This is a genomic window from Nocardioides sp. NPDC047086 (genome assembly GCF_040643685.1).
Classification (GTDB): Bacteria; Actinomycetota; Actinomycetes; order Propionibacteriales; family Nocardioidaceae; genus Nocardioides.
Window position 1 is genome coordinate 8,874 of the sequence record NZ_JBEYUV010000005.1, and the last position, 18,335, is coordinate 27,208.

General features: G+C 66.8%; 16 protein-coding genes and 1 pseudogene. 6 read left to right on the forward strand and 11 right to left on the reverse strand.

Going from position 1 to position 18,335, the window contains the following annotated elements; all coding sequences use genetic code 11:
- Both ABZ796_RS05470 and ABZ796_RS05475 read left to right on the forward strand, forming a co-directional pair.
- Positions 1–4,156: HAMP domain-containing protein (locus ABZ796_RS05470; RefSeq protein ID WP_357335251.1), on the forward strand; the 4,156-nt coding region annotated here is incomplete at its 5' end.
- Positions 4,153–4,806: a response regulator gene (locus ABZ796_RS05475; RefSeq protein WP_357335253.1), complete on the forward strand. Its 654-nt coding sequence runs from the start codon at positions 4,153–4,155 to the stop codon at positions 4,804–4,806. The genes ABZ796_RS05470 and ABZ796_RS05475, both read left to right, overlap by 4 nt.
- 29 nt (positions 4,807–4,835) lie before the next feature.
- Here the strand turns inward: ABZ796_RS05475 and ABZ796_RS05480 are convergent, their stop codons facing one another.
- The 3 genes from ABZ796_RS05480 to ABZ796_RS05490 are packed head-to-tail and all read right to left on the reverse strand — an operon-like array spanning position 4,836 to position 7,115.
- Positions 4,836–5,072, reverse strand: coding sequence for a DUF6752 domain-containing protein (locus tag ABZ796_RS05480; RefSeq protein WP_357335254.1), 237 nt, complete (start codon positions 5,070–5,072; stop codon positions 4,836–4,838).
- Position 5,073: 1 nt separating this feature from the next.
- Positions 5,074–6,687: a class I SAM-dependent methyltransferase gene (locus ABZ796_RS05485; RefSeq protein WP_357335256.1), complete on the reverse strand. Its 1,614-nt coding sequence runs from the start codon at positions 6,685–6,687 to the stop codon at positions 5,074–5,076.
- The gene (locus tag ABZ796_RS05490) at positions 6,684–7,115 is read right to left on the reverse strand and encodes an adenylyltransferase/cytidyltransferase family protein (protein WP_350660472.1); all 432 of its coding nucleotides are present in this window, start codon (positions 7,113–7,115) and stop codon (positions 6,684–6,686) included. The genes ABZ796_RS05485 and ABZ796_RS05490 overlap by 4 nt, the downstream gene beginning before the upstream one ends.
- A gap of 234 nt (positions 7,116–7,349) precedes the next feature.
- Between ABZ796_RS05490 and ABZ796_RS05495 the strand changes: the two genes are divergently transcribed.
- Positions 7,350–8,150 carry an alpha/beta fold hydrolase gene (locus ABZ796_RS05495; RefSeq protein WP_357335257.1) on the forward strand — a complete coding sequence of 267 codons (801 nt, stop codon included), beginning with the start codon at positions 7,350–7,352 and terminating at the stop codon, positions 8,148–8,150.
- Here the strand turns inward: ABZ796_RS05495 and ABZ796_RS05500 are convergent.
- The 3 genes from ABZ796_RS05500 to ABZ796_RS05510 all read right to left on the reverse strand — a co-directional run bounded on the left by ABZ796_RS05500 (position 8,089) and on the right by ABZ796_RS05510 (position 10,436).
- Positions 8,089–9,084: a TerC/Alx family metal homeostasis membrane protein gene (locus ABZ796_RS05500; RefSeq protein ID WP_357335259.1), complete on the reverse strand. Its 996-nt coding sequence runs from the start codon at positions 9,082–9,084 to the stop codon at positions 8,089–8,091. The genes ABZ796_RS05495 and ABZ796_RS05500 overlap by 62 nt on opposite strands.
- Complete coding sequence (locus ABZ796_RS05505) at positions 9,081–9,377, reverse strand: hypothetical protein (RefSeq protein ID WP_357335260.1); 297 nt, start codon at positions 9,375–9,377, stop codon at positions 9,081–9,083. The genes ABZ796_RS05500 and ABZ796_RS05505 overlap by 4 nt, the downstream gene beginning before the upstream one ends.
- A gap of 309 nt (positions 9,378–9,686) precedes the next feature.
- Complete coding sequence (locus ABZ796_RS05510) at positions 9,687–10,436, reverse strand: zinc-binding dehydrogenase (RefSeq protein ID WP_357335262.1); 750 nt, start codon at positions 10,434–10,436, stop codon at positions 9,687–9,689.
- Positions 10,437–10,881: 445 nt separating this feature from the next.
- Between ABZ796_RS05510 and ABZ796_RS05515 the strand changes: the two genes are divergently transcribed.
- Positions 10,882–11,037 (forward strand): hypothetical protein, encoded by a 156-nt coding sequence (locus tag ABZ796_RS05515; RefSeq protein WP_357335264.1) that lies wholly within the window; start codon positions 10,882–10,884, stop codon positions 11,035–11,037.
- Positions 11,038–11,290: 253 nt separating this feature from the next.
- Positions 11,291–12,193 carry a hypothetical protein gene (locus ABZ796_RS05520; RefSeq protein WP_357335266.1) on the forward strand — a complete coding sequence of 301 codons (903 nt, stop codon included), beginning with the start codon at positions 11,291–11,293 and terminating at the stop codon, positions 12,191–12,193.
- Positions 12,194–12,265: 72 nt separating this feature from the next.
- Here ABZ796_RS05520 and ABZ796_RS05525 read toward each other — a convergent pair whose 3' ends face one another.
- Complete coding sequence (locus ABZ796_RS05525; RefSeq protein ID WP_357335505.1) at positions 12,266–13,789, reverse strand: SulP family inorganic anion transporter; 1,524 nt, start codon at positions 13,787–13,789, stop codon at positions 12,266–12,268.
- Between the two features lie 204 nt (positions 13,790–13,993).
- Between ABZ796_RS05525 and ABZ796_RS05530 the strand changes: the two genes are divergently transcribed.
- A complete protein-coding gene (locus ABZ796_RS05530; RefSeq protein ID WP_357335267.1) occupies positions 13,994–14,413 on the forward strand; it encodes a MerR family transcriptional regulator in 420 nt (139 codons plus the stop codon).
- Here the strand turns inward: ABZ796_RS05530 and ABZ796_RS05535 are convergent.
- The 4 genes and pseudogenes from ABZ796_RS05535 to ABZ796_RS05550 all read right to left on the reverse strand — a co-directional run bounded on the left by ABZ796_RS05535 (position 14,389) and on the right by ABZ796_RS05550 (position 18,322).
- A pseudogene (locus ABZ796_RS05535) lies at positions 14,389–15,500 on the reverse strand (aldehyde dehydrogenase family protein). The gene ABZ796_RS05530 and the pseudogene ABZ796_RS05535 sit on opposite strands and share 25 nt — an antisense overlap.
- Before the next feature lie 128 nt (positions 15,501–15,628).
- Positions 15,629–15,817, reverse strand: coding sequence for a hypothetical protein (locus ABZ796_RS05540; RefSeq protein WP_357335269.1), 189 nt, complete (start codon positions 15,815–15,817; stop codon positions 15,629–15,631).
- A 121-nt stretch (positions 15,818–15,938) separates the two neighbouring features.
- Positions 15,939–17,207 (reverse strand): amidohydrolase family protein, encoded by a 1,269-nt coding sequence (locus ABZ796_RS05545; RefSeq protein ID WP_357335271.1) that lies wholly within the window; start codon positions 17,205–17,207, stop codon positions 15,939–15,941.
- A 41-nt stretch (positions 17,208–17,248) separates the two neighbouring features.
- On the reverse strand, positions 17,249–18,322 hold the full coding sequence (locus tag ABZ796_RS05550; protein WP_357335273.1) for a ribose-phosphate pyrophosphokinase: 1,074 nt from the start codon (positions 18,320–18,322) through the stop codon (positions 17,249–17,251).
- Between the last annotated feature and the right edge of the window lie 13 nt (positions 18,323–18,335).

Consider the following 18,335-nt stretch of genomic DNA (forward strand, 5'->3'; position numbering starts at 1 on the left):
GGCCGGCGGCGACCTGTCCCAGAAGATCACCGTCGACGTACGCGGCGAGCTCGCCGAGCTCAAGACCACCGTCAACACCATGGTCGACCAGCTCTCGGCCTTCGCCGACGAGGTCACGCGCGTGGCCCGCGAGGTCGGCACCGAGGGCAAGCTGGGGGGCCAGGCCGAGGTGCCCGGCGTCGGCGGCCGGTGGAAGAACCTCACCGACTCGGTCAACTCGATGGCGACCAACCTGACCAACCAGGTCCGCAACATCGCCCAGGTCACCACCGCCGTGGCCGGCGGCGACCTGTCCCAGAAGATCACCGTCGACGTACGCGGCGAGCTCGCCGAGCTCAAGACCACCGTCAACACCATGGTCGACCAGCTCTCCGCCTTCGCCGACGAGGTCACCCGCGTCGCCCGCGAGGTCGGTGGCGAGGGTCAGCTCGGTGGCCAGGCGGCGGTCCCGGGTGTCTCCGGCACCTGGCGCGACCTGACCGACTCGGTGAACTTCATGGCCGGCACCCTGACCGCCCAGGTCCGCAACATCGCCCAGGTCACCACCGCGGTCGCCCGCGGCGACCTGAGCAGGCAGATCACGGTCGACGCCCGCGGCGAGATCCTCGAGCTCAAGTCGACCATCAACACCATGGTCGACCAGCTCTCCTCCTTCGCCGCCGAGGTCACCCGTGTCGCGCGCGAGGTCGGCACCGAGGGCAAGCTCGGCGGCCAAGCCGACGTGCACGACGTCTCGGGCACGTGGAAGGACCTCACTGACTCGGTCAACTCGATGGCCTCCAACCTGACCTCCCAGGTCCGCAACATCGCCCAGGTCACCACCGCGGTCGCCCGCGGCGACCTGACCCAGAAGATCACCGTCGACGCCCGCGGCGAGATCCTCGAACTCAAGTCGACCATCAACACCATGGTCGACCAGCTCGGATCCTTCGCCGACGAGGTCACCCGCGTCGCCCGCGAGGTCGGCACCGAGGGCGCGCTCGGCGGCCAGGCCCAGGTGCCGGGTGTCGCCGGCACCTGGCGGGACCTGACCGTCTCGGTGAACTCGATGGCCTCCAACCTGACCAACCAGGTCCGCAGCATCGCCCAGGTCTCCAAGGCGGTCTCGCAGGGCGACCTGTCGCAGAAGATCTCCATCGAGGCCCGCGGCGAGGTCGCCGCTCTCGCCGGCACCCTCAACGCGATGGTCGACACGCTGCGTACCTTCGCCGACGAGGTCACCCGTGTCGCCCGCGAGGTCGGCACCGAGGGATCGCTGGGCGGCCAGGCTCACGTACGCGGCGTGGCCGGCACCTGGAAGGACCTCACCGACTCGGTCAACTCGATGGCCTCCAACCTGACCTCCCAGGTCCGCAACATCGCCCAGGTCACCACCGCGGTGGCCCGCGGCGACCTGACCCAGAAGATCACCGTCGACGCCCGCGGCGAGATCCTCGAGCTCAAGTCCACGGTCAACACCATGGTCGACCAGCTCTCCTCCTTCGCCGACGAGGTCACCCGCGTCGCCCGCGAGGTCGGCACCGAGGGCAAGCTCGGCGGCCAGGCCGAGGTCGCCGACGTCTCCGGCACCTGGCGCGGCCTGACGGAGAACGTCAACCAGCTCGCGGGCACGCTGACCACCCAGCTCCGCGCGATCGCCGAGGTCTCCGCTGCGGTGACCCAGGGTGACCTGAGCCGGCAGATCACCGTCGGGGCCGCCGGCGAGGTGGCCGATCTGAAGGACAACCTCAACGAGATGATCGACTCGCTGCGGGAGACGACCAGGGCCAACGAGGACCAGGACTGGCTCAAGACCAACCTGGCCCGGTTCACCGGTCACATGCAGGGCGGCCGAGACCTGCTCGAGGTCGCCCGGCTGATCGTCTCCGAGCTCACTCCGCTGGTCGGCGCCCAGCAAGGCTCGATCTTCCTCACCGACCAGAGCTCCGAGCACCGCGACTCCAAGGTCCTGCGCCGGATCGCCTCCTACGGCTACCAGCCCGGTCCCGACGTACCCGACGTCTTCGCACTCGGCGAGGGCCTGGTCGGGCAGGCGGCCTACGACCGTCAGCCGATCGTCGTACGCGACGTACCGGCCGAGTTCCTGCGGATCTCCTCGGGACACGGGTCGGCGGCACCGACCTCGATCGTCGTGCTCCCGGTGGCGTTCGAGGAGAAGGTGATCGGTGTCGTCGAGCTCGCCTCGTTCCGACCGTTCAATGCTGTCCACATGCAGTTCCTCGAGCAGCTCGCGGAGTCGATCGGGGTCTCGCTCAACGCGATCATGGCCAGCTCGCGCACCGAGGAGCTGCTGGTCGAGTCGCAGCGTCTGGCCGCCGAGCTGCAGGACAAGCAGGACGAGGGCGAGCGGCAGCAGGTGGAGCTGCAGCAGACCAACGCGGCCCTGGAGGAGAAGGCGCGCCAGCTCGCCGACCAGAACCAGGCGATCGAGATCAAGAACCTCGAGATCGAGGAGGCCCGGCGCGGCCTGGAGGAGCGCGCCGAGCAGCTCGCCCTCTCGTCCCGCTACAAGTCCGAGTTCCTGGCCAACATGTCGCACGAGCTGCGTACGCCGCTCAACTCGCTGCTGATCCTGGCGCGGCTGCTCTCCGACAACGTCGACGGCAACCTCAACTCCCGCCAGGTGGAGTACTCCCGCACCATCCACGGTGCTGGCACCGATCTCCTCCAGCTGATCAACGACATCCTCGACCTGTCCAAGGTCGAGGCGGGGAAGATGGACGTCCACACCACCGACGTCGCGGTGACCTCGGTGGTCGAGTACGTCGAGGCGACCTTCCGGCCGCTGACCGCCGAGAAGGACCTCGACTTCATCGTCAGCGTCGATCCCGACGTGCCCCGGCTGCTGCGCTCGGACCAGCACCGCCTGCAGCAGGTGCTGCGCAACCTGCTCTCCAACGCGGTCAAGTTCACCGACAGCGGCGCGGTTCGGCTGCTGATCCGCAACGCCTCCGGCGAGCGCTTCTCGACGCCCAGCCTGCAGCAGGCCGACGCGGTGCTGGCGTTCTCGGTGGTCGACACCGGCATCGGCATCCCGCCGGAGAAGCTGAAGGTCATCTTCGAGGCGTTCCAGCAGGCCGACGGCACGATCAGCCGCAAGTTCGGCGGCACCGGGCTCGGCCTGTCGATCAGCCGCGAGGTCGCTCACCTCATCGGCGGCGAGATCCAGGTCAAGAGCGACCCGGGACACGGCAGCTCCTTCACCCTGTACGTCCCCAGGATCAGCTCCGGGACGATCGATGCCCAGCCTTCGACACCTGCCGTCGGTGAGCAGAACACATCGCTTCAGGCTCAGGACTCACCGCTTTGGGCTCCGCTCCCGCAGGACGAGACCGAAAGCAGAGCCGACCAGGTCCTGCTGGTCCTCAGTAGCGGCAGCGACGAGTCCGGCCCCGCCACCAGTGCCGTCGTGGAGGCCCTGTTCGGCTCGGTCGACGAGGTCGAGACGGTCTTCGTCGCATCGCCCGAGGAGGCTCAGGCGGTCCTGGCCGACCGCGAGGTCGACTGCGTGGTGCTGGACCTTCCGCTGGCTGACGGCGGGTTCGACGTACTCCGCTGGATGCGCACCCACAAGCGCACCAAGAACATCCCCGTCGTGCTGAGTAGGGTCGGCGAGGTGACCAAGGCCCAGCAGAGCCGGCTGAACAGGTACGCCCAGGCGATGACCCTCAAGACGCCGGCAACCACCGAGGAGGCGATCGACGACGTGAGCGTGCTGCTGGGCCGCACCGGGACACAGCCCCCGAGGACGTACGTCCCCGAGCCGGCCGACCCGAACGGCCAGTTCGTCGGTCGCCGGATCCTGATCGTCGACGACGACGTACGCAACGTCTTCGCGCTCACCAGCGCGCTCGAGCAGCACGGTATCGACGTCATCTATGCCGAGTCCGGGGAGGCCGGGATCGAGGCCCTCCAGCGGGAGCCGGGCGTCGACCTCGTGCTGATGGACATCATGATGCCGGGCATGGACGGCCTGACCGCGATGCGCCTGATCCGCGACATTCCGCAGTTCAAGAGCCTGCCGATGATCGCGCTGACCGCGAAGGCGATGACCGGTGACCGCGAGGACAGCCTCGCCGCCGGCGCCTCGGAGTACATCACCAAACCGGTCGACGTCGCCGATCTGCTCTCCCTGTTCCGGTTGTGGCTGGCATGAGCGAGCGACAGCGAGCGACAACAGACCTCAGGCAAGGGACGGCGAAGATCCTGCTGGTCGACGACCGGGCCGCCAACCTGGTCGCGCTCGAGGCGATCCTCGGCTCGCTCAACCAGACCCTCGTCCGCGCGGGGTCCGGAGAGGACGCCCTGCGCGCCCTGCTGCACGACGACTTCGCGCTGATCCTGCTCGACGCGCAGATGCCTGGGATGGACGGCTTCGAGACGGCCACCCGGATCAAGGCGCGGGAGCGCACCAAGGACATCCCGATCATCTTCCTGACCGCCAACGACTTCGACACCCATCTCGCCTATCGCGGCTACGCGACCGGTGCCGCCGACTTCCTCGCCAAGCCGTTCGACCCGTGGCTGCTGCGCGCGAAGGTTCAGGTCTTCGTCGACCTGTGGCACGCGAGCCGCAAGCTCAGCACCCAGGCCGACCTGCTACGGCATTCTCTGGACGAGCGAGCCGCCCGGCCCGGCCGGGTCGACGTCGACGTCGTCACCGACCTCCGCTCCCGGCTGGCGGGGGTGGAGGAGGCGGTGGCCGAGCTCGACACCGGCAGCGACATCGGCCTCGGCGGCGATGCCCGCCGCCGACTCGGCACCCGGCTCGAGGATCTCCGGCAGGCGCTCGACGCGCTGGGCTGATCAGGCCAGAGGGGATCGTCCCAGAACGGTCAGATCCGTGCGCGGTAGGCCGCCAGGACCTGCTCCGCCTTCTCCTTGTCGGCGTCCTGCAGCGGGATGAGCAGCTCGGCGACCACGTCGGTCAGCTCGGCGACGCGCCGGTTGAGCTGACGCTGCTCCTGCACCTCGGCCTCGAGCGCCTCGATACGGCGGACCAGCGAGGCACGCGTACGGGCCGCGTCGCGGGCACCGCGGGCGATGTTCTTGATGCCGGAATCGTCGGACATGTCAGTTTCCTTCTGCAGACTGCTGTGCCAGATTGTGGGGGGATGGCCAAGACGCGCGCAGCCGGGCGACGCGCGGCAGCGGGTCGTCGAGCATGTCGCGGGCATCGACGATCTCGAGGTGCTCGACCACACCGCCGGCCGCCTCGATCTCGGCCTGGACCAGGGCGGGGTCGACGCGGCGTACGAGGCCCTCGGGCTTCGGGTCGGGAAGGTTCTCACCGGTGGCCGCGAACTCGAGGTAGAGCTTGCCGCCGCCGGGACGCAGCGCCATCTTCGACAGGGTCCAGAGCTGGTGCCGGGCCGCCTTGTCGAGGCAGCCGATCAGGTCACGGGCGTAGAGGTGGTGCGGGTCGCGGGCCAGGCGCGCGCCCAGCGTCAGGGTCGACCGGAGCTCGCCGAGGATGAGCTGGTCGGAGACCAGCGGGAGCTTGTGGCGCTCGGCCCGGCGGCGTACGGCCGCCACCGCGGCGCGGGAGAAGTCCACCGAGTGGACCTGGTGTCCCTTGCGGGCGAAGAAACGGCCGTCGCGACCGATGGCACCGGAGCCGAGGTCGACCACCTTGGCGCCCTCGGGAAGCTGCTTGGCGACCTGCGTCGCGAAGTAGGACTGCTTGCTCTCCAGCTCGCTGCCGTGGGTGTTGTGGAACTCGGTCCAGAACCCCATGTCGGTGCGGAACCCACGCAGCCAGCCGTCCAGGCGACGTACGCCCGCGGGCGGGTCGGCGTACTTGAACGACGGGTCCGGGGTGCGCCACTTCGGCCCGTAGATGAAGGCCAGCATCTCCTCGGGCTCGGCAGGGGCCGGGAAGTCGTAGCCGTGCAGGTTGATCGTCGAGACCGGCACGATCGCCTCGCGGCGCAGCCGGCCGGAGCGGTTGCCGAGCTGGTAGAAGACCGGCTCACCGTCCTTGTCGGGCACGTAGAACGCCACGAAGATGTCGATGTGCACCTTGCGGCCGTCCGAGACCTCGAGCAGCACCTTGATGTCACCGCCGGACATCCGCAGGATGCTCCAGCCGCGCTCGCGCATGGTGCGCTCGATCGCGTACGACTCGGTGATGATGTCGGCGGGGACGGTGTGCTTGGAGAGGTAGCAGACGTCGGTGTCGGAGTCGTGGCCGAGCATCCGGCCCTCGCGGATCGCACCGAGGAGCGCGCCGTAGTTGAGGTAGGCCTCGACGCCGATCACGTCGCGGAGGTCGGCGAGGACACGCTGGGTGCCCTCGAGGATCTCCGCGCGGATGCTCTCGTCGGTGGCCTCGAACGAGCGGGTCAGGTGGCCGACCTTGTCGACGCTGAGCGGGTGGCCGCTTCCGTCGACGATCGAGATGGCGCCTTCGCGGGTGCCGAGCGCGACCTTCTCCTCGAACAGCACCTCGCCGTCGTAGTCGGCGATGGTGATCGTCGCAGAGCCGTCCAGGAACCGGGTCAGCACGGTCGGCCAGGGCACCATCGTGCCCCTGTCCGTCCTGTGGCCGTCGCGGTCAGGGGTGAGGGACCAGACGTACTGGCCGTCGACGGAGAGGACCAGGACCGGCGTCGAGGAGTCCCGGACCAGGACCCCTTCGTCGGAGATCTCGAACTGTCCGCCAGCTGTGGGGGCACTGCCGGTCACGAGACCTGGGCATCCTCTCGCGCGATGGCCTTCCGCAGAGCGGTGCTGCTGGTCTGGAGCGTGTAGGGGAAGTAGACGACCTCGACACCGACCGACGCCATCTTCTTCTCGAGCGCGTCGCCCTTCTCGGTGCCCTTCCAGTCATCGCCCTTGAAGAGGTGGGTGAACCCGACCTCACGCCAGGAGTCGACCTTGTCGGTGGTGCGCTCGGCGTAGACCGCGTCCACGATGCCGATCGCCTCGACGATCTCCAGCCTCTCGACGAGCGGGACGGTCGGGATGATCCCCTTCGTCGTCTCGCAGACCTCGTCGGAGACCACACCCGCGATCAACGTGTCGCAGCGCTCTCGCGCCTGGCGCAGCATGTTGAGGTGACCGATGTGGAAGAGATCGAACACGCCAGGAACGTAACCGATGATCGGTCCCATACCCACGCTTCCTCCAAGTGTTTGTCGATTAGTTTGGGCGACTTTACACCCTGCTCCCCCACGGCCTCGATGTGAAGCCAGTATCCATACCACCTTGCGCATCCCTGCAATCACCAACGCGACACGCGGACGTTCACAGGAAGCCCGGCGACCTTACACGAAGATGAACGGCGCATGGCCATTGTTGCCCCATGTGTCAAGCGGAACCGCGAGCTGCTGAGCTAGCGTCGGAACATGGATGTCGCCGAGATCGACGGGTTGCGCATCGCCTTCCGGCGGGCCGGGCACGGACCTGCGGTGGTGTTCGTCCACGGCGGCGCCGAGGACGGTCGCACCTGGTCACCACAGCTCGACGCGCTCGCTGACGAGTTCACCGTCATCGCCTGGGACGAGCCGGGCGCGGGTGGCTCCTCCGACGTGCCCGCGGGGTTCGGGTTGAGCGACTACGCCGACGCTCTGGCCGGCCTGATCCGCGGACTGGACGTCTCTCCGTGCACGCTCGTCGGGATCTCCTGGGGAGTGACCGTCATCCTCGAGCTCTACCGACGCCATCCCGGCGTCGTCCGCAGCCTCGTCCTCGCCGACGGCTACGCCGGCTGGCTCGGCTCGCTCGGCCCCGAGGAGGCCGACGCCCGGCTCGCCGGCCTGCGCGACCAGCCGGAGGGCACCTTCGACCCCACCCTCCCGAACCTCTTCGCCGGCGCTCCGCCGACGGAGTTCGTGCCCCTGCTGGAGGCGATATCAGCAGACGTACGCCGCCACAGCATGCTCACCGCCCTGACCGCGATGGCCCACGCCGACCTGACCGACGTGCTCGACACGATCCAGGTGCCCACCCAGCTCATCTGGGGCGCCCTCGACGCGCGCTCACCCCTGTCGGTCGCCCACGAGTTCGATCGCCGTATCCCCGAATCCGACCTCGCCGTCATCCCCGGCTGCGGCCACGTCAGCAACCTCGAGGATCCGCAGGCGTTCAACGACATCCTCCGTAGCTTTCTGCGGCGGGACGGCGGCGTGTTGCCAGGTGGCTGGTGAGCACGGTGACGGCGAGGATCCCGGTGATCACGGCGAGAGAGGCCAGTGTGGGGATCTCAGGAATTGCTTCCCACCGCTGGTGCGCCCAGTGCAGCCCGAGCTTGACGCCGATGAAGGCGAGGATCACCGCAAGCCCGAAGTCCAGGTGAACCAGCTTGCTCAGCGCGCCCTGCAGCACGAAGTAGAGCGCGCGCAGCCCGAGCAACGCGAACGCGTTGGTGACGAACACCAGGAACGGGTCGCCGGTGATGCCGTACACGGCGGGCACCGAATCGACCGCGAACACGGCATCGGTGGTCAGCACCGCCAGCACGACGAGCGCGAACGGCGTGACCGCCCGACGACCGTCCACCAGGCCGAGGATCCGCGGTCCCTGATAGTCGGAGGTGACCGGGACGAATCGGCGTGCCAGCCGAACGACCCGCAACGCGTCGACGTCGACGTCGTGACTGCTGTGGGTGACCCGATTCGCAAGGACCCTCACCGAGGTGGCGATCAGGATCAGACCGAAGACGAGGAACGTCCAGTCGAACGCCGCCAGGGCGACGGCGCCGACCGCGATGAACACCGCCCGCAGGACCAGCGCGCCGACGATGCCGTACAGCAGGACGCGCTGCTGTAGCTCCAGCGGGACCGCGAAGGCCGCGAGCAGCAGCATGAACACGAAGAGGTTGTCGACGCTGAGCGACTTCTCGACCAGATATCCGGTGAGGTACTCCAGGCCGCGAGTGGCGCCGTAGCGCCACCAGACGAAGAGCCCGAACGCCAGCGGCAGCGCGATGTAGAAGACCGACCAGCGCAGCGCCTCGCGCATCGACACCTCGTGTGGGCGTCGGGTGATCACGAAGTCGAGTGCCAGCAGGACCAGGAGGGCACCGACCGTGACCAGCCACAGGCTGGGCGTCCCGATCGAGTCGATCGCCCCGGTCCTCACCTGGCGTCCTGGCGCCGCCCCGGTTGGCGGCGACCTGGCTTGTGCAGGACCGGATGGTGGTGCTGGTAGGTCCGGGCGATGTCGTACACCACGAACGCGACCAGCGCGCCGCCCCAGATCGCGAGGCCGACCCAGGCGAAGACCTCGCCCACCGTGATGGCCTGCGCCTCCGCAGAGGCCAGCAGTGGAGATCGCTCCGGCCTGGTCGCTTCCGCGCCGTTCGCATCGGCGTCGGGGGGCGGCTGAGAGTGCCACACACCCAGCACCGATCGATCCCACAGGAACGTAGACATTGCTGCACCTCCATCGGTAGTCCGACGAAGGTCTTCCTCAGCGGTTGCCCCACGGGCCGGGCGGGAAGCCGAGATGACGACACGTGGCTAGGAGGTACTCCCCTTCACCAACCATCCTAACGCCGCCCGACTCCATCCGACAGGGGTCGGACGCATGAACGGGCGCGTCGATGGTTACCGACGTCGCAACCCGATGAAGCAGTCTGGGTGCCTTTCCCTGCCACCGCATGGGAAGTGACACCACGACAGAGTCGTCGGGTGCCGCGACCTCGAGCAGCAGCCCGAGGTCGCGGCCCCTGAGCCAGGACCTTAGGACATCATCTGCTCCGCCCACCGCGCTGTGTTCGGCCCGAAATCGAAGAGTTGCTCGATACCGATCACCTCCACGCCGTTGGATCGCGCTTCCGCAGGGTCGATGGTCGTGACGTCCCCGCTGGAAGCGCCATGCACGGAGAAGCGGCCACCACGGGCGGTCACATCGAATGCGGCCCTCCCGATCTCTCCGCCCACGCCGTCGAATGCGACGTCGGGTCCGGCACCGCCTGTCGTTTCGAGCACCCGCTTCGTCCAGCCCCGTTCGGAGTAATCGACTGCGACGGCGCCCAGCTCCCGGATCAGGTCGAGCTTGCGCCCGCCGCGAGCAGCCCCGATAACTCGAGCACCAGCCGTCAGCGCCAGTTGCACCAGCAGGCTGCCGACGCCACCGGCTGCTGCTTCAACCAACACCCACTCGCCAGGGCGAAGGCGGGCGTTCTCGACCAATCCCTGGGCAGTGCTGCCATCACTGTGCAGCGCGACGGCCTCCGGTAGGCCCAAGGCGTCCGGCACAGAGAACAGTTCTGTCACCTCGGCCACCGCTTGCTCCGCGAACCCGCCTGTCTCTCCGGTATCAGCGACGACTCGACGACCAAGCCAAGCCTGATCCACCTGCGCCCCAATGGAACGCACTCGTCCGGCCACCAGACCGCCCGGCACGTACGGAAACAATGGCTTGGAATGCCACTTGTCGACACCGCGTCGGATCTGCGTCTCGACGAACGAAATGCCCGCGACCTCCACATCGACTACGACCTGACCCGCCCCAGCCGCCGGGCAGGTGCCTCCTTCGATACCAGCACCTCGGGCCCGCCGAAGCGCACCGCCTGAACCGTCCGCATACCGCCCCGTTCCCATCCGTTGGCTGCCGTGGACTTCCACCATGCAATCTCAACTGCGCTTGAAGTCAACGTGCCCGCTACTGCGCACCCGCCGCCGAGACCCAACTCGCAATCCCGACTTGCCTCGCCTGTCGCCGACCACTGGCCCCGGACAACGGCAGCCACACCCATTCGACCCGCGACCCGGAGGCCAGCCGATGACCGACCCGACCACGGTTCCAGGGCCCCTAAGCCGTACCAGCCGCGCCACCCCAAAACAGCACCTGAACAGCCTGAACACGTTTCCGGTACGGGCAGTACGACTCACCCCCTCCAGTTTGCAAGGCGAGTGCTGAGGAGTCCCACCAATGAGCGACAACCCACCCTCCGTCTGGCCGACCACATCGTCGGCGAGGACCGCGCTCGCCCGCCCCACCCGCCTGGGCCGCCGCGTGGCCTTCTCGCGCGAGCAGATCGCCGGCTACCTCACAGTTCTCGAAGCCGACGCGGTACACGCCGCGTAACGCTCCCGAAGGCTGCGCCTGTGTGCCGTGCGCGCTGGGCGGCACACACAAACGCCCGAACTGAGCGTGAATCCGCCTGAGGTCGACTCAGGCAGCACGCCGAACAAGCACCCGAACAGCACGCCGCATCGACAGGAGAACGACCATGGCTCGGTGGCCTGAACCACGCGACGATGAGCCGATCCGCCTCATGCGCTGGCCGAAACCACACCCCAAGGCGGGACAGCCGAGAGGCAAGAACCCTTACCGGGCTGTGATCAACATCCCCGCCACGGCTAACGAGGCTCGCCAGCAGGTCCAGAAGTCACACAAGACACTCACCGAGGCCCGCAACTGGGTGGCTGACACCAGAGCCGAAATGGCGCGGTCGACCTACGTCAAGCCAGCCAAGGACACCGTCGCCGACGTCGCAGAGCGGTGGCTCGCAGCGCGAGAGCGCGACGTAAAGGCAGGCACGCTCCGTACGGTTTCCGTCGAGGGCTATCGCAGCGCACTGACCGGCGTGAACCTGCACATAGGCACGTTGCTGGTGCAGAAGGTCACGACGACCGACGTCCGCCACCTGCTGGTCACTCTCGCCACCGACGGCGGGGGGCGAGGCAAGCCACTCTCGCATCGATCGGTGATCTACGCCCTGACCAGCCTCCGACTTGTGCTCGACTACGCCGTCGAGTCTGGGCTGATCCAGAAGAACCCCGCGGATGCGGTGAAGACGCCGAAGAAGCCCGTTGAGGACGAGCCCGAACAGATCACCACATGGGACCGTGACCAACTGGTGTCGTTCCGGCACCACCTAGCGGCGCTCGTGCCTGGGACCATGGCCGCACTCCGTGCGCTCTGGCTGCTCCAAGGACGCCCCGATGGAGATTCGCTGGTCATCTGCGACGCCGTGGGCGACCTGGTCCACCCGGATGCGTTCAGCGCTCGCTTCGACAAGCTGATCGCCGACGCGGGACTCCCCCACCTGACCGAGATCCACCACGTCCGGCACAGCCTGGCGCGCGCACTGCACAAGGCGAACTTCAAGCCCATCGAAGGGGCGTCCGTGCTGGGCCATTCGCTGGCAACGCACCTACAGCACTACCTGCCAACGGGAGATGAGTACGTGAGAGGAGCCGAAGAACGAATGCGCGCACTGTTCGCGGACGCCGTCTAGCCCGGAAGCATCGAGTAACGATCGACCGAGGTCAGCTGACCTCGGGCTGATTCTGAACATCCGAGTCCAGGATCAGTGCGTTGCGAGCTGGCCGGTCAGCCGCTCGTGCATTTTGCTGCTCGCCTCGTTGAGGCCGACGATCTCGACTGTCTTGTCTCTGCGATTGTACTTCGTTTCGATGGCGTCGAGCGCTGCGACCGTCGAGGCATCCCATACGTGGGCGCGGGTCAGGTCGATGACGACGCGGTGCGGATCCTCCGCATAGTCGAACTGGCTGTAGAGGTCGTTGCTGGAGGCGAAGAAGAGTTCGCCGGTAACGGTGTAGAGGGCGTACGGGGGGCCGCCCGGTCCGTCGATCAGGTCGCGCTGGACGCCGACGAGGTGGTAGACGCGTCGGGCGAAGAGCATGAACGCGAGGATCGTGCCGAGCACGACACCAATGGCGAGATTGTGGGTGATCACCACGCCCACGACGGTGAGCAGCATGACGAGATTCTCGCTGCGAGGGATTCGCCGCAGTGTGGCCGGGGCAATGCTGTGCCAGTCAAAGGTGCCGACGGAAACCATGATCATGACGGCGACGAGTGCGGCCATCGGGATCTTGCCGACAAGGTCGCCGACGCCGACCACCAGGACCAACAGGAAGACTCCCGCGAGGAAAGTGGAGACCCGGCTGCGGGCACCGGACACCTTCACGTTGATCATGGTCTGGCCGATCATCGCGCAGCCTCCCATGCCACCGAAGAAGCCAGTGATGACGTTGGCCGCTCCCTGGCCCCATGACTCGCGGTGCTTGTTGGAGTGGGTGTCGGTGATGTCGTCGACGAGTTTGGCCGTCATGAGGGACTCAAGCAGGCCGACCATCGCCATAGCGAAGGCATAGGGCGCGATGATCTGGAGGGTCTCCAGGTTGAGCGGCACGTCGGGGATCAGCAGCGACGGCAGGCGCTGGGGCAGGTCGCCCTGGTCGGCGACGTCGGGAACAGTCATGCCACCAGCAAGCACCAGTCCGGTGAGGAGCACGATCGCGATGAGGGGCGCAGGGATCGCGGTGGTGACCTTGGGCAGAAGGACCATGATTGCGATGCCGGCGGCGACCATCGGGTAGACGATCCACGGGATGCCGCCGAAGTGGAGCCCGTCGTGGGTGTCGATACCGAGGTGCGGCAGCTGAGCGAGGAAGATCAAGATCGCCAGGGCGTTGACGAACCCGACCATCACCGAGCGCGGCAGGAGGCGCATCAGTTGGGCGGTTCCGGCGAGGCCGAAGACTACTTGCAGCAGGCCGCCGAGGATGACGGTGGCGAGGAGGTAGTCGAGGCCGTGATCACGCGCGACTGGTGCAATCACCAGGGCGATGGCTCCGGTGGCCGCAGAGATCATGGCCGGGCGCCCGCCAAGGAACGCTATGGAGACCGCCATGATGAAGGACGCGAAGAGCCCGACACGCGGGTCGACGCCAGCCAGGATGGAGAACGAGATCGCCTCGGGGATCAGCGCAAGAGCGACGACGAGACCAGCCAGGACCTCGCGGCGAAGCAGGCTGGGCGAGCAAAGGACGGCACCTACACTCGCGTCGTCAACGTGTTGGGGCATGGACGTACTAGCCAACGGGGATATCTCCGTTTCGATCTGAGCCAGGGCACGGCGATGCCACTGTCAGCAGCGCTGGTCAACTGGCTCTGGTGGATGGGGTGCGCAACAAATAAGCGCGCGGCCGGCCTTGCCGGCGGAAGCATGACGACACCCTAACCTCACGTAACGTTAGAGTTCGAATCCGAGTTACCAGGAAACACAACAATGACCCCTGAACCGCCCCGTTCCAATGACAGCGCTGCAGAACGCCCGCTCATGCAGATCGGCGAGGTCGCAGCTCGCACCGAGTTGTCACTGCGCAGCCTCCGACACTGGGAGGACGTTGGTTTGTTGCGTCCGTCCGGAAGGTCCGAGGGCGGCTTTCGGCTATACACAGAAACCGACGTCGAGAAGATCCTCGTCATCCGCCGCATGAAGCCTCTCGGCTTCACGCTGGAACAGATGGGCGCAGCGATGCGACACATCGAGGCACTGCGGGACCCGGCTGCAAGGCCCCAGCACGACGAAGCTCGAGCACACCTCGACGGCATCCTGGCCGATGCAGCCGAGCGTCGCCAGAAACTTGAGAACCAACTCGCCATGGCAGATGAGTTCATCTCTCAACTGGCAGCGGAGCTCTCCTGACACAAGGCCGACTCGAGCTCGATCGTAACGGCCAGTTTCTGCTTCCCTGGGGGGAACCACCCTGCATCGGGAACAGCGCCTTGGACAGCGATGAGTGCCCCGTCGGCGACAACGGTGTCAACGAGCTCGGCGATTCCTTCGCGGGCCTTCTGGCTGATGACAGGGCCGATCTGGTTCGCCTCGTTGGAGGACGACCCAACCTTGAGGGCCGCGACTGCGGTGCTGAACTTGGTAACGAACTCGTCGACAACCTCGGCATGCGCATAGAAGCGATTGGCGGCGGTGCACGCCTGCCCTCCCCCGCGGAACTTGGCGATCATCGTCCCGGAGACTGCCGCGTCGATGTCCGCGTCGGCGGTGATGACGAAGGGAGCGTTCCCCCCTAGCTCCATGCTTGTGTTGACGACTCGATCGGCTGCCTGGCGCGTCAATGTGCGGCCGACGCCGGTCGACCCAGTGAAGCTGATCTTGCGGACGCGCTGGTCTTCGAGCCAGGCGGTGACGACGGCCGGCGCCCGGGTGGTCGGCACAAGGTTGACGACGCCTTCCGGGATGCCGGCCTCTGTCATGATCTGGGTGAGCGCCAGCGCGGTCAATGGGGTCTCCTCTGCCGGCTTCAGCACGACGGTGCAGCCTGCGGCGAGCGCCGGCGCGATCTTCCGGGTGGCCATCGCTGCGGGAAGTTCCACGGTGTTACCAGAGCGGCCACACCGATCGGGGTATGGGTCACCAGCGTCTTCGCGCCTCCGGCTGGCGCGTCGCCATAGCTCCCATCAGTGCGTACGGATTCCTCGGAGAACCACCTGAAGAACTCAGCGGCGTACGTCACCTCGGCACGTGCGTCCGCGACCGACTTGCCGTTCTCCGCCGCTATGAGCGAGGTGAGGATGTCGGCGTCGCGAACCATTAGGTCATAGCAGCGGCGCAAGATCTCTGCGCGAGCCCGGGCGGGGGTCACGGCCCATGCAGGGAAGGCAGCCGAGGCAGCATCGACAGCGCGGGTAGCGTCCTTGGGCGTGCCATCGGCGAGCTCCTCGATCACCTGTCCAGTCGCTGGGTTGTGAACCTCGAAGGTGGTGTCAGTCATCGGTGTCGCCAGATCGCAGGCGAGTGAGCACAGCAGCTACCGCGTGCTGGCCGACGTCTCGCCGTCGGCCAGCACGCGAAGGCACCACGGGCGTGGGCCAACCTCGGTGCGGGCAGGAGCGATCGCGGTCAGCCGAGAAGCTTGCCGCGGTAGCCCCAGCGGGACGGTTCGACGGGGCGGAGCACGATGGCGGTGTCGTTCGCCGCGTCCTCACCGAGGACGGAGCCGACCGCCTCGGTAAGTGCCTCGACCATCTTCTGGGCGAACTCCTCGTCCTCGAAACGGCTGGTGAAGAACGATGCTTCGATGTGAGCCATAGTGCTTTTCTCTTCCTTTAGTAGTGACATGTGGGGGACCTTCGTTCCCCCGGCTTGGGGGTAGCGCTGCCGTCGTGGCAGTCGTTCATTCCTCGTCAGAACCCGGCCTGGGCGTTGCGCCTTAGATGTCCAGCGCCGCCGACACATCCTTGAGGCAGGCGCTGAGGTCCCGTCCTGCCCGAACGACGTGCTTGATGTTGGCGGGCTGGGTCAGGCGACTGATGTCGGCGAGCACATTGCCCTTCACGACGACGACGTCGCCTGCGGCACCACTGCGTAGGGACCCGATGTCCGGTCGATCGAGAAGCGACGCTGCCGATGTGGTGGCGGTGGTGAGCGCTTCGTCGGTGGACATGCCGTGCTCGACGTACAACTCGAGCTCGCGCGCGTGAGCCCCGAAGGGACACAGTGTTCCGGAGGCGTCTGTGCCCATCACTACCTTGACCCCGGCTTCGCGTGCCATGGTGAAGGACTCGATGGTCCTGTCGTGGGCTTCGGCGAGGTCCGCGACCCCTTGGAGGCTCAGGCCGCGTGATGTCCCCTCGCGTTGACACCAGTCGTTGAATGCCATGGTCGGAACGAGGAAGGTTCCCCGTTCGGCCATCTCGGCCGCCATGTCCGCGTCGAGGTACGAGCCGTGTTCGATCGAGTCCACACCTGCCTGCAGGCTGCGCCGGATGCCGTCAGCGGACAGGGCGTGTGCGGCGACCTTCAGGTCCAGCTCGTGGGCTGTCTCGACGATGGTGGCCAGTTCGGCAACGCTGTAGTTGGGCCAGTGCGGCTGCTCGCCTTTCGACATTCCACCGCTGGCCATGACTTTGATGAAGTCGGCGCCCTCTTTGGCTTGTAGGCGCACGATCTTGCGGCACTCGTCGACGCCGTCGGCCGTGTCCCACCGTTCCCGCCGTGTGTAGGGCGGATAGAACAAGTCCCCATGACCGTTGGTCATGGTGATCCACCACGGAGCGACAAGCAGCCGAGGCCCGGTCGCCAGACCCGCATCGATGAAGTCTCGAAGTTCCACCTCGCCGACGCCACGGTGCCCCATCACGCGCAGCGTCGTGAATCCGGCGGCCAGCGCACGATGGGCGTTGCGCAGCCCGTGCAACAACTTGCCTGGATTGCTCACCTGGCCCCGGAAGACGTCGCTAGCCACCACGTGCTGGTGATCGGAGTTGGTCGTCAGGTGGACATGGGCGTCGATCAGCCCGGGAAGGACTGTGCATCCTGCGGCGTCGAGCAGCGGTGTCCCTGGTGGCACTTTGCTCCCCGAGCGGGGTCCGGCGTAGACCACCGACCCTTCTTGGATGTGAACAAGCCCGTCCTCGTGCTGCTCGCCCGGTCCCGTCCAGACCAGACCGCCTTCGATGGCGATGTCGCCGGGGGTCATTGTGTGCCCGCGAGGGTCAATCGATCTGACATGGCCATTCCTTAGAAGGTGTGGTTCTTTCCGCCGAAGACAGCACTCACGGAGTCATCAGTGAAGATCCTGGCGATCGAGTCCGCGAGCAACGGGGCACATGAAAGCACCTTGATGTTGTCGGGAGCACCCGTCCGCAGCGGGATCGTGTCGGTGACGACGACCTGCTCGAACGGCGAGTCGGCAAGACGCTCGAACGCCGGCCCGCTGAAGACTCCGTGGGTCGCGGCAGCGACAACTCGTCGAGCCCCCGCGCGCATAAGCGCTTCCCCTGCGGCACACAAGGTGCCGGCAGTGTCGATGATGTCGTCGATCACGATCGCGGTCTTCCCACGGACATCGCCGATAACCGTGGTGATCTCTGCAACCTGCTGCTGAGGGCGCTCCTTGTCCAAGATCGCAAGGCCGGCTCCGATCTGGGTGGCGAACTGCTTGTTGAGCTTCACCCTGCCGGCGTCCGGCGCGACGATCACGAGGTCGTCATCGAAACCAGCGAAGTAGTCGCTCAGTATCCCGACGGCCGTCATGTGGTCAACCGGGATCCCGAAGAAGCCCTGCAGCTGGCCGGCGTGGAGGTCCATCGTCAGTACGCGGTCTACGCCGGTCACCTCCAGGGTGCGCGCCACCATCCGCGCCGAGATGGGCTCGCGGGGCGCAGACTTCTTGTCCTGGCGCGAGTAGCCGTACCACGGAGTCACTGCGATCACCCTGCGGGCACTGGCGCCGACAGCCGCGTCGACCATCACCAACAGCTCAAGGAGCGCGTCGTTTGCATTGATGCCTGTCTCGGGGTTGCCACACATCGGCTGAACGATGAAGACGTCGGCGCCTCGAATCGACTCGTCGAACCGGCTGTAGACCTCTCCGCTGGAGAACGTCTTGAGAGTCACCTTGCCGAGGTTGATGTCGAGCAGGTCCCCGATGGCGCCCGCCAAAGGCGCGTTAGAGCGTCCGGAGAAGAGCATGAGCCTCTTGCCTGAACATGCTTGTATCGGTGCGTCCTCTGGACCAGCGTCCCGGAGATGAGGGTTGCGTGCGCTGGCGGGGCCGGTAAGCCCTCTTTGTATGTCAGTGCTCAGATGCATGACTAGAAACCTT

Excerpts from the sequence above, each read along its gene's own strand:
- ABZ796_RS05495 (WP_357335257.1), top strand. The coding sequence starts at position 7,350 with ATGGATGTCGCCGAGATCGACGGGTTGCGCATCGCCTTCCGGCGGGCC.
- ABZ796_RS05490 (WP_350660472.1), bottom strand. The coding sequence starts at position 7,115 with ATGGGACCGATCATCGGTTACGTTCCTGGCGTGTTCGATCTCTTCCAC.
- ABZ796_RS05530 (WP_357335267.1), top strand. The coding sequence starts at position 13,994 with ATGACCCCTGAACCGCCCCGTTCCAATGACAGCGCTGCAGAACGCCCG.
- ABZ796_RS05540 (WP_357335269.1), bottom strand. The coding sequence starts at position 15,817 with ATGGCTCACATCGAAGCATCGTTCTTCACCAGCCGTTTCGAGGACGAG.
- ABZ796_RS05505 (WP_357335260.1), bottom strand. The coding sequence starts at position 9,377 with ATGTCTACGTTCCTGTGGGATCGATCGGTGCTGGGTGTGTGGCACTCT.
- ABZ796_RS05515 (WP_357335264.1), top strand. The coding sequence starts at position 10,882 with ATGAGCGACAACCCACCCTCCGTCTGGCCGACCACATCGTCGGCGAGG.
- ABZ796_RS05525 (WP_357335505.1), bottom strand. The coding sequence starts at position 13,789 with ATGCCCCAACACGTTGACGACGCGAGTGTAGGTGCCGTCCTTTGCTCG.
- ABZ796_RS05480 (WP_357335254.1), bottom strand. The coding sequence starts at position 5,072 with ATGTCCGACGATTCCGGCATCAAGAACATCGCCCGCGGTGCCCGCGAC.
- ABZ796_RS05475 (WP_357335253.1), top strand. The coding sequence starts at position 4,153 with ATGAGCGAGCGACAGCGAGCGACAACAGACCTCAGGCAAGGGACGGCG.
- ABZ796_RS05550 (WP_357335273.1), bottom strand. The coding sequence starts at position 18,322 with ATGCATCTGAGCACTGACATACAAAGAGGGCTTACCGGCCCCGCCAGC.
- ABZ796_RS05545 (WP_357335271.1), bottom strand. The coding sequence starts at position 17,207 with ATGACCCCCGGCGACATCGCCATCGAAGGCGGTCTGGTCTGGACGGGA.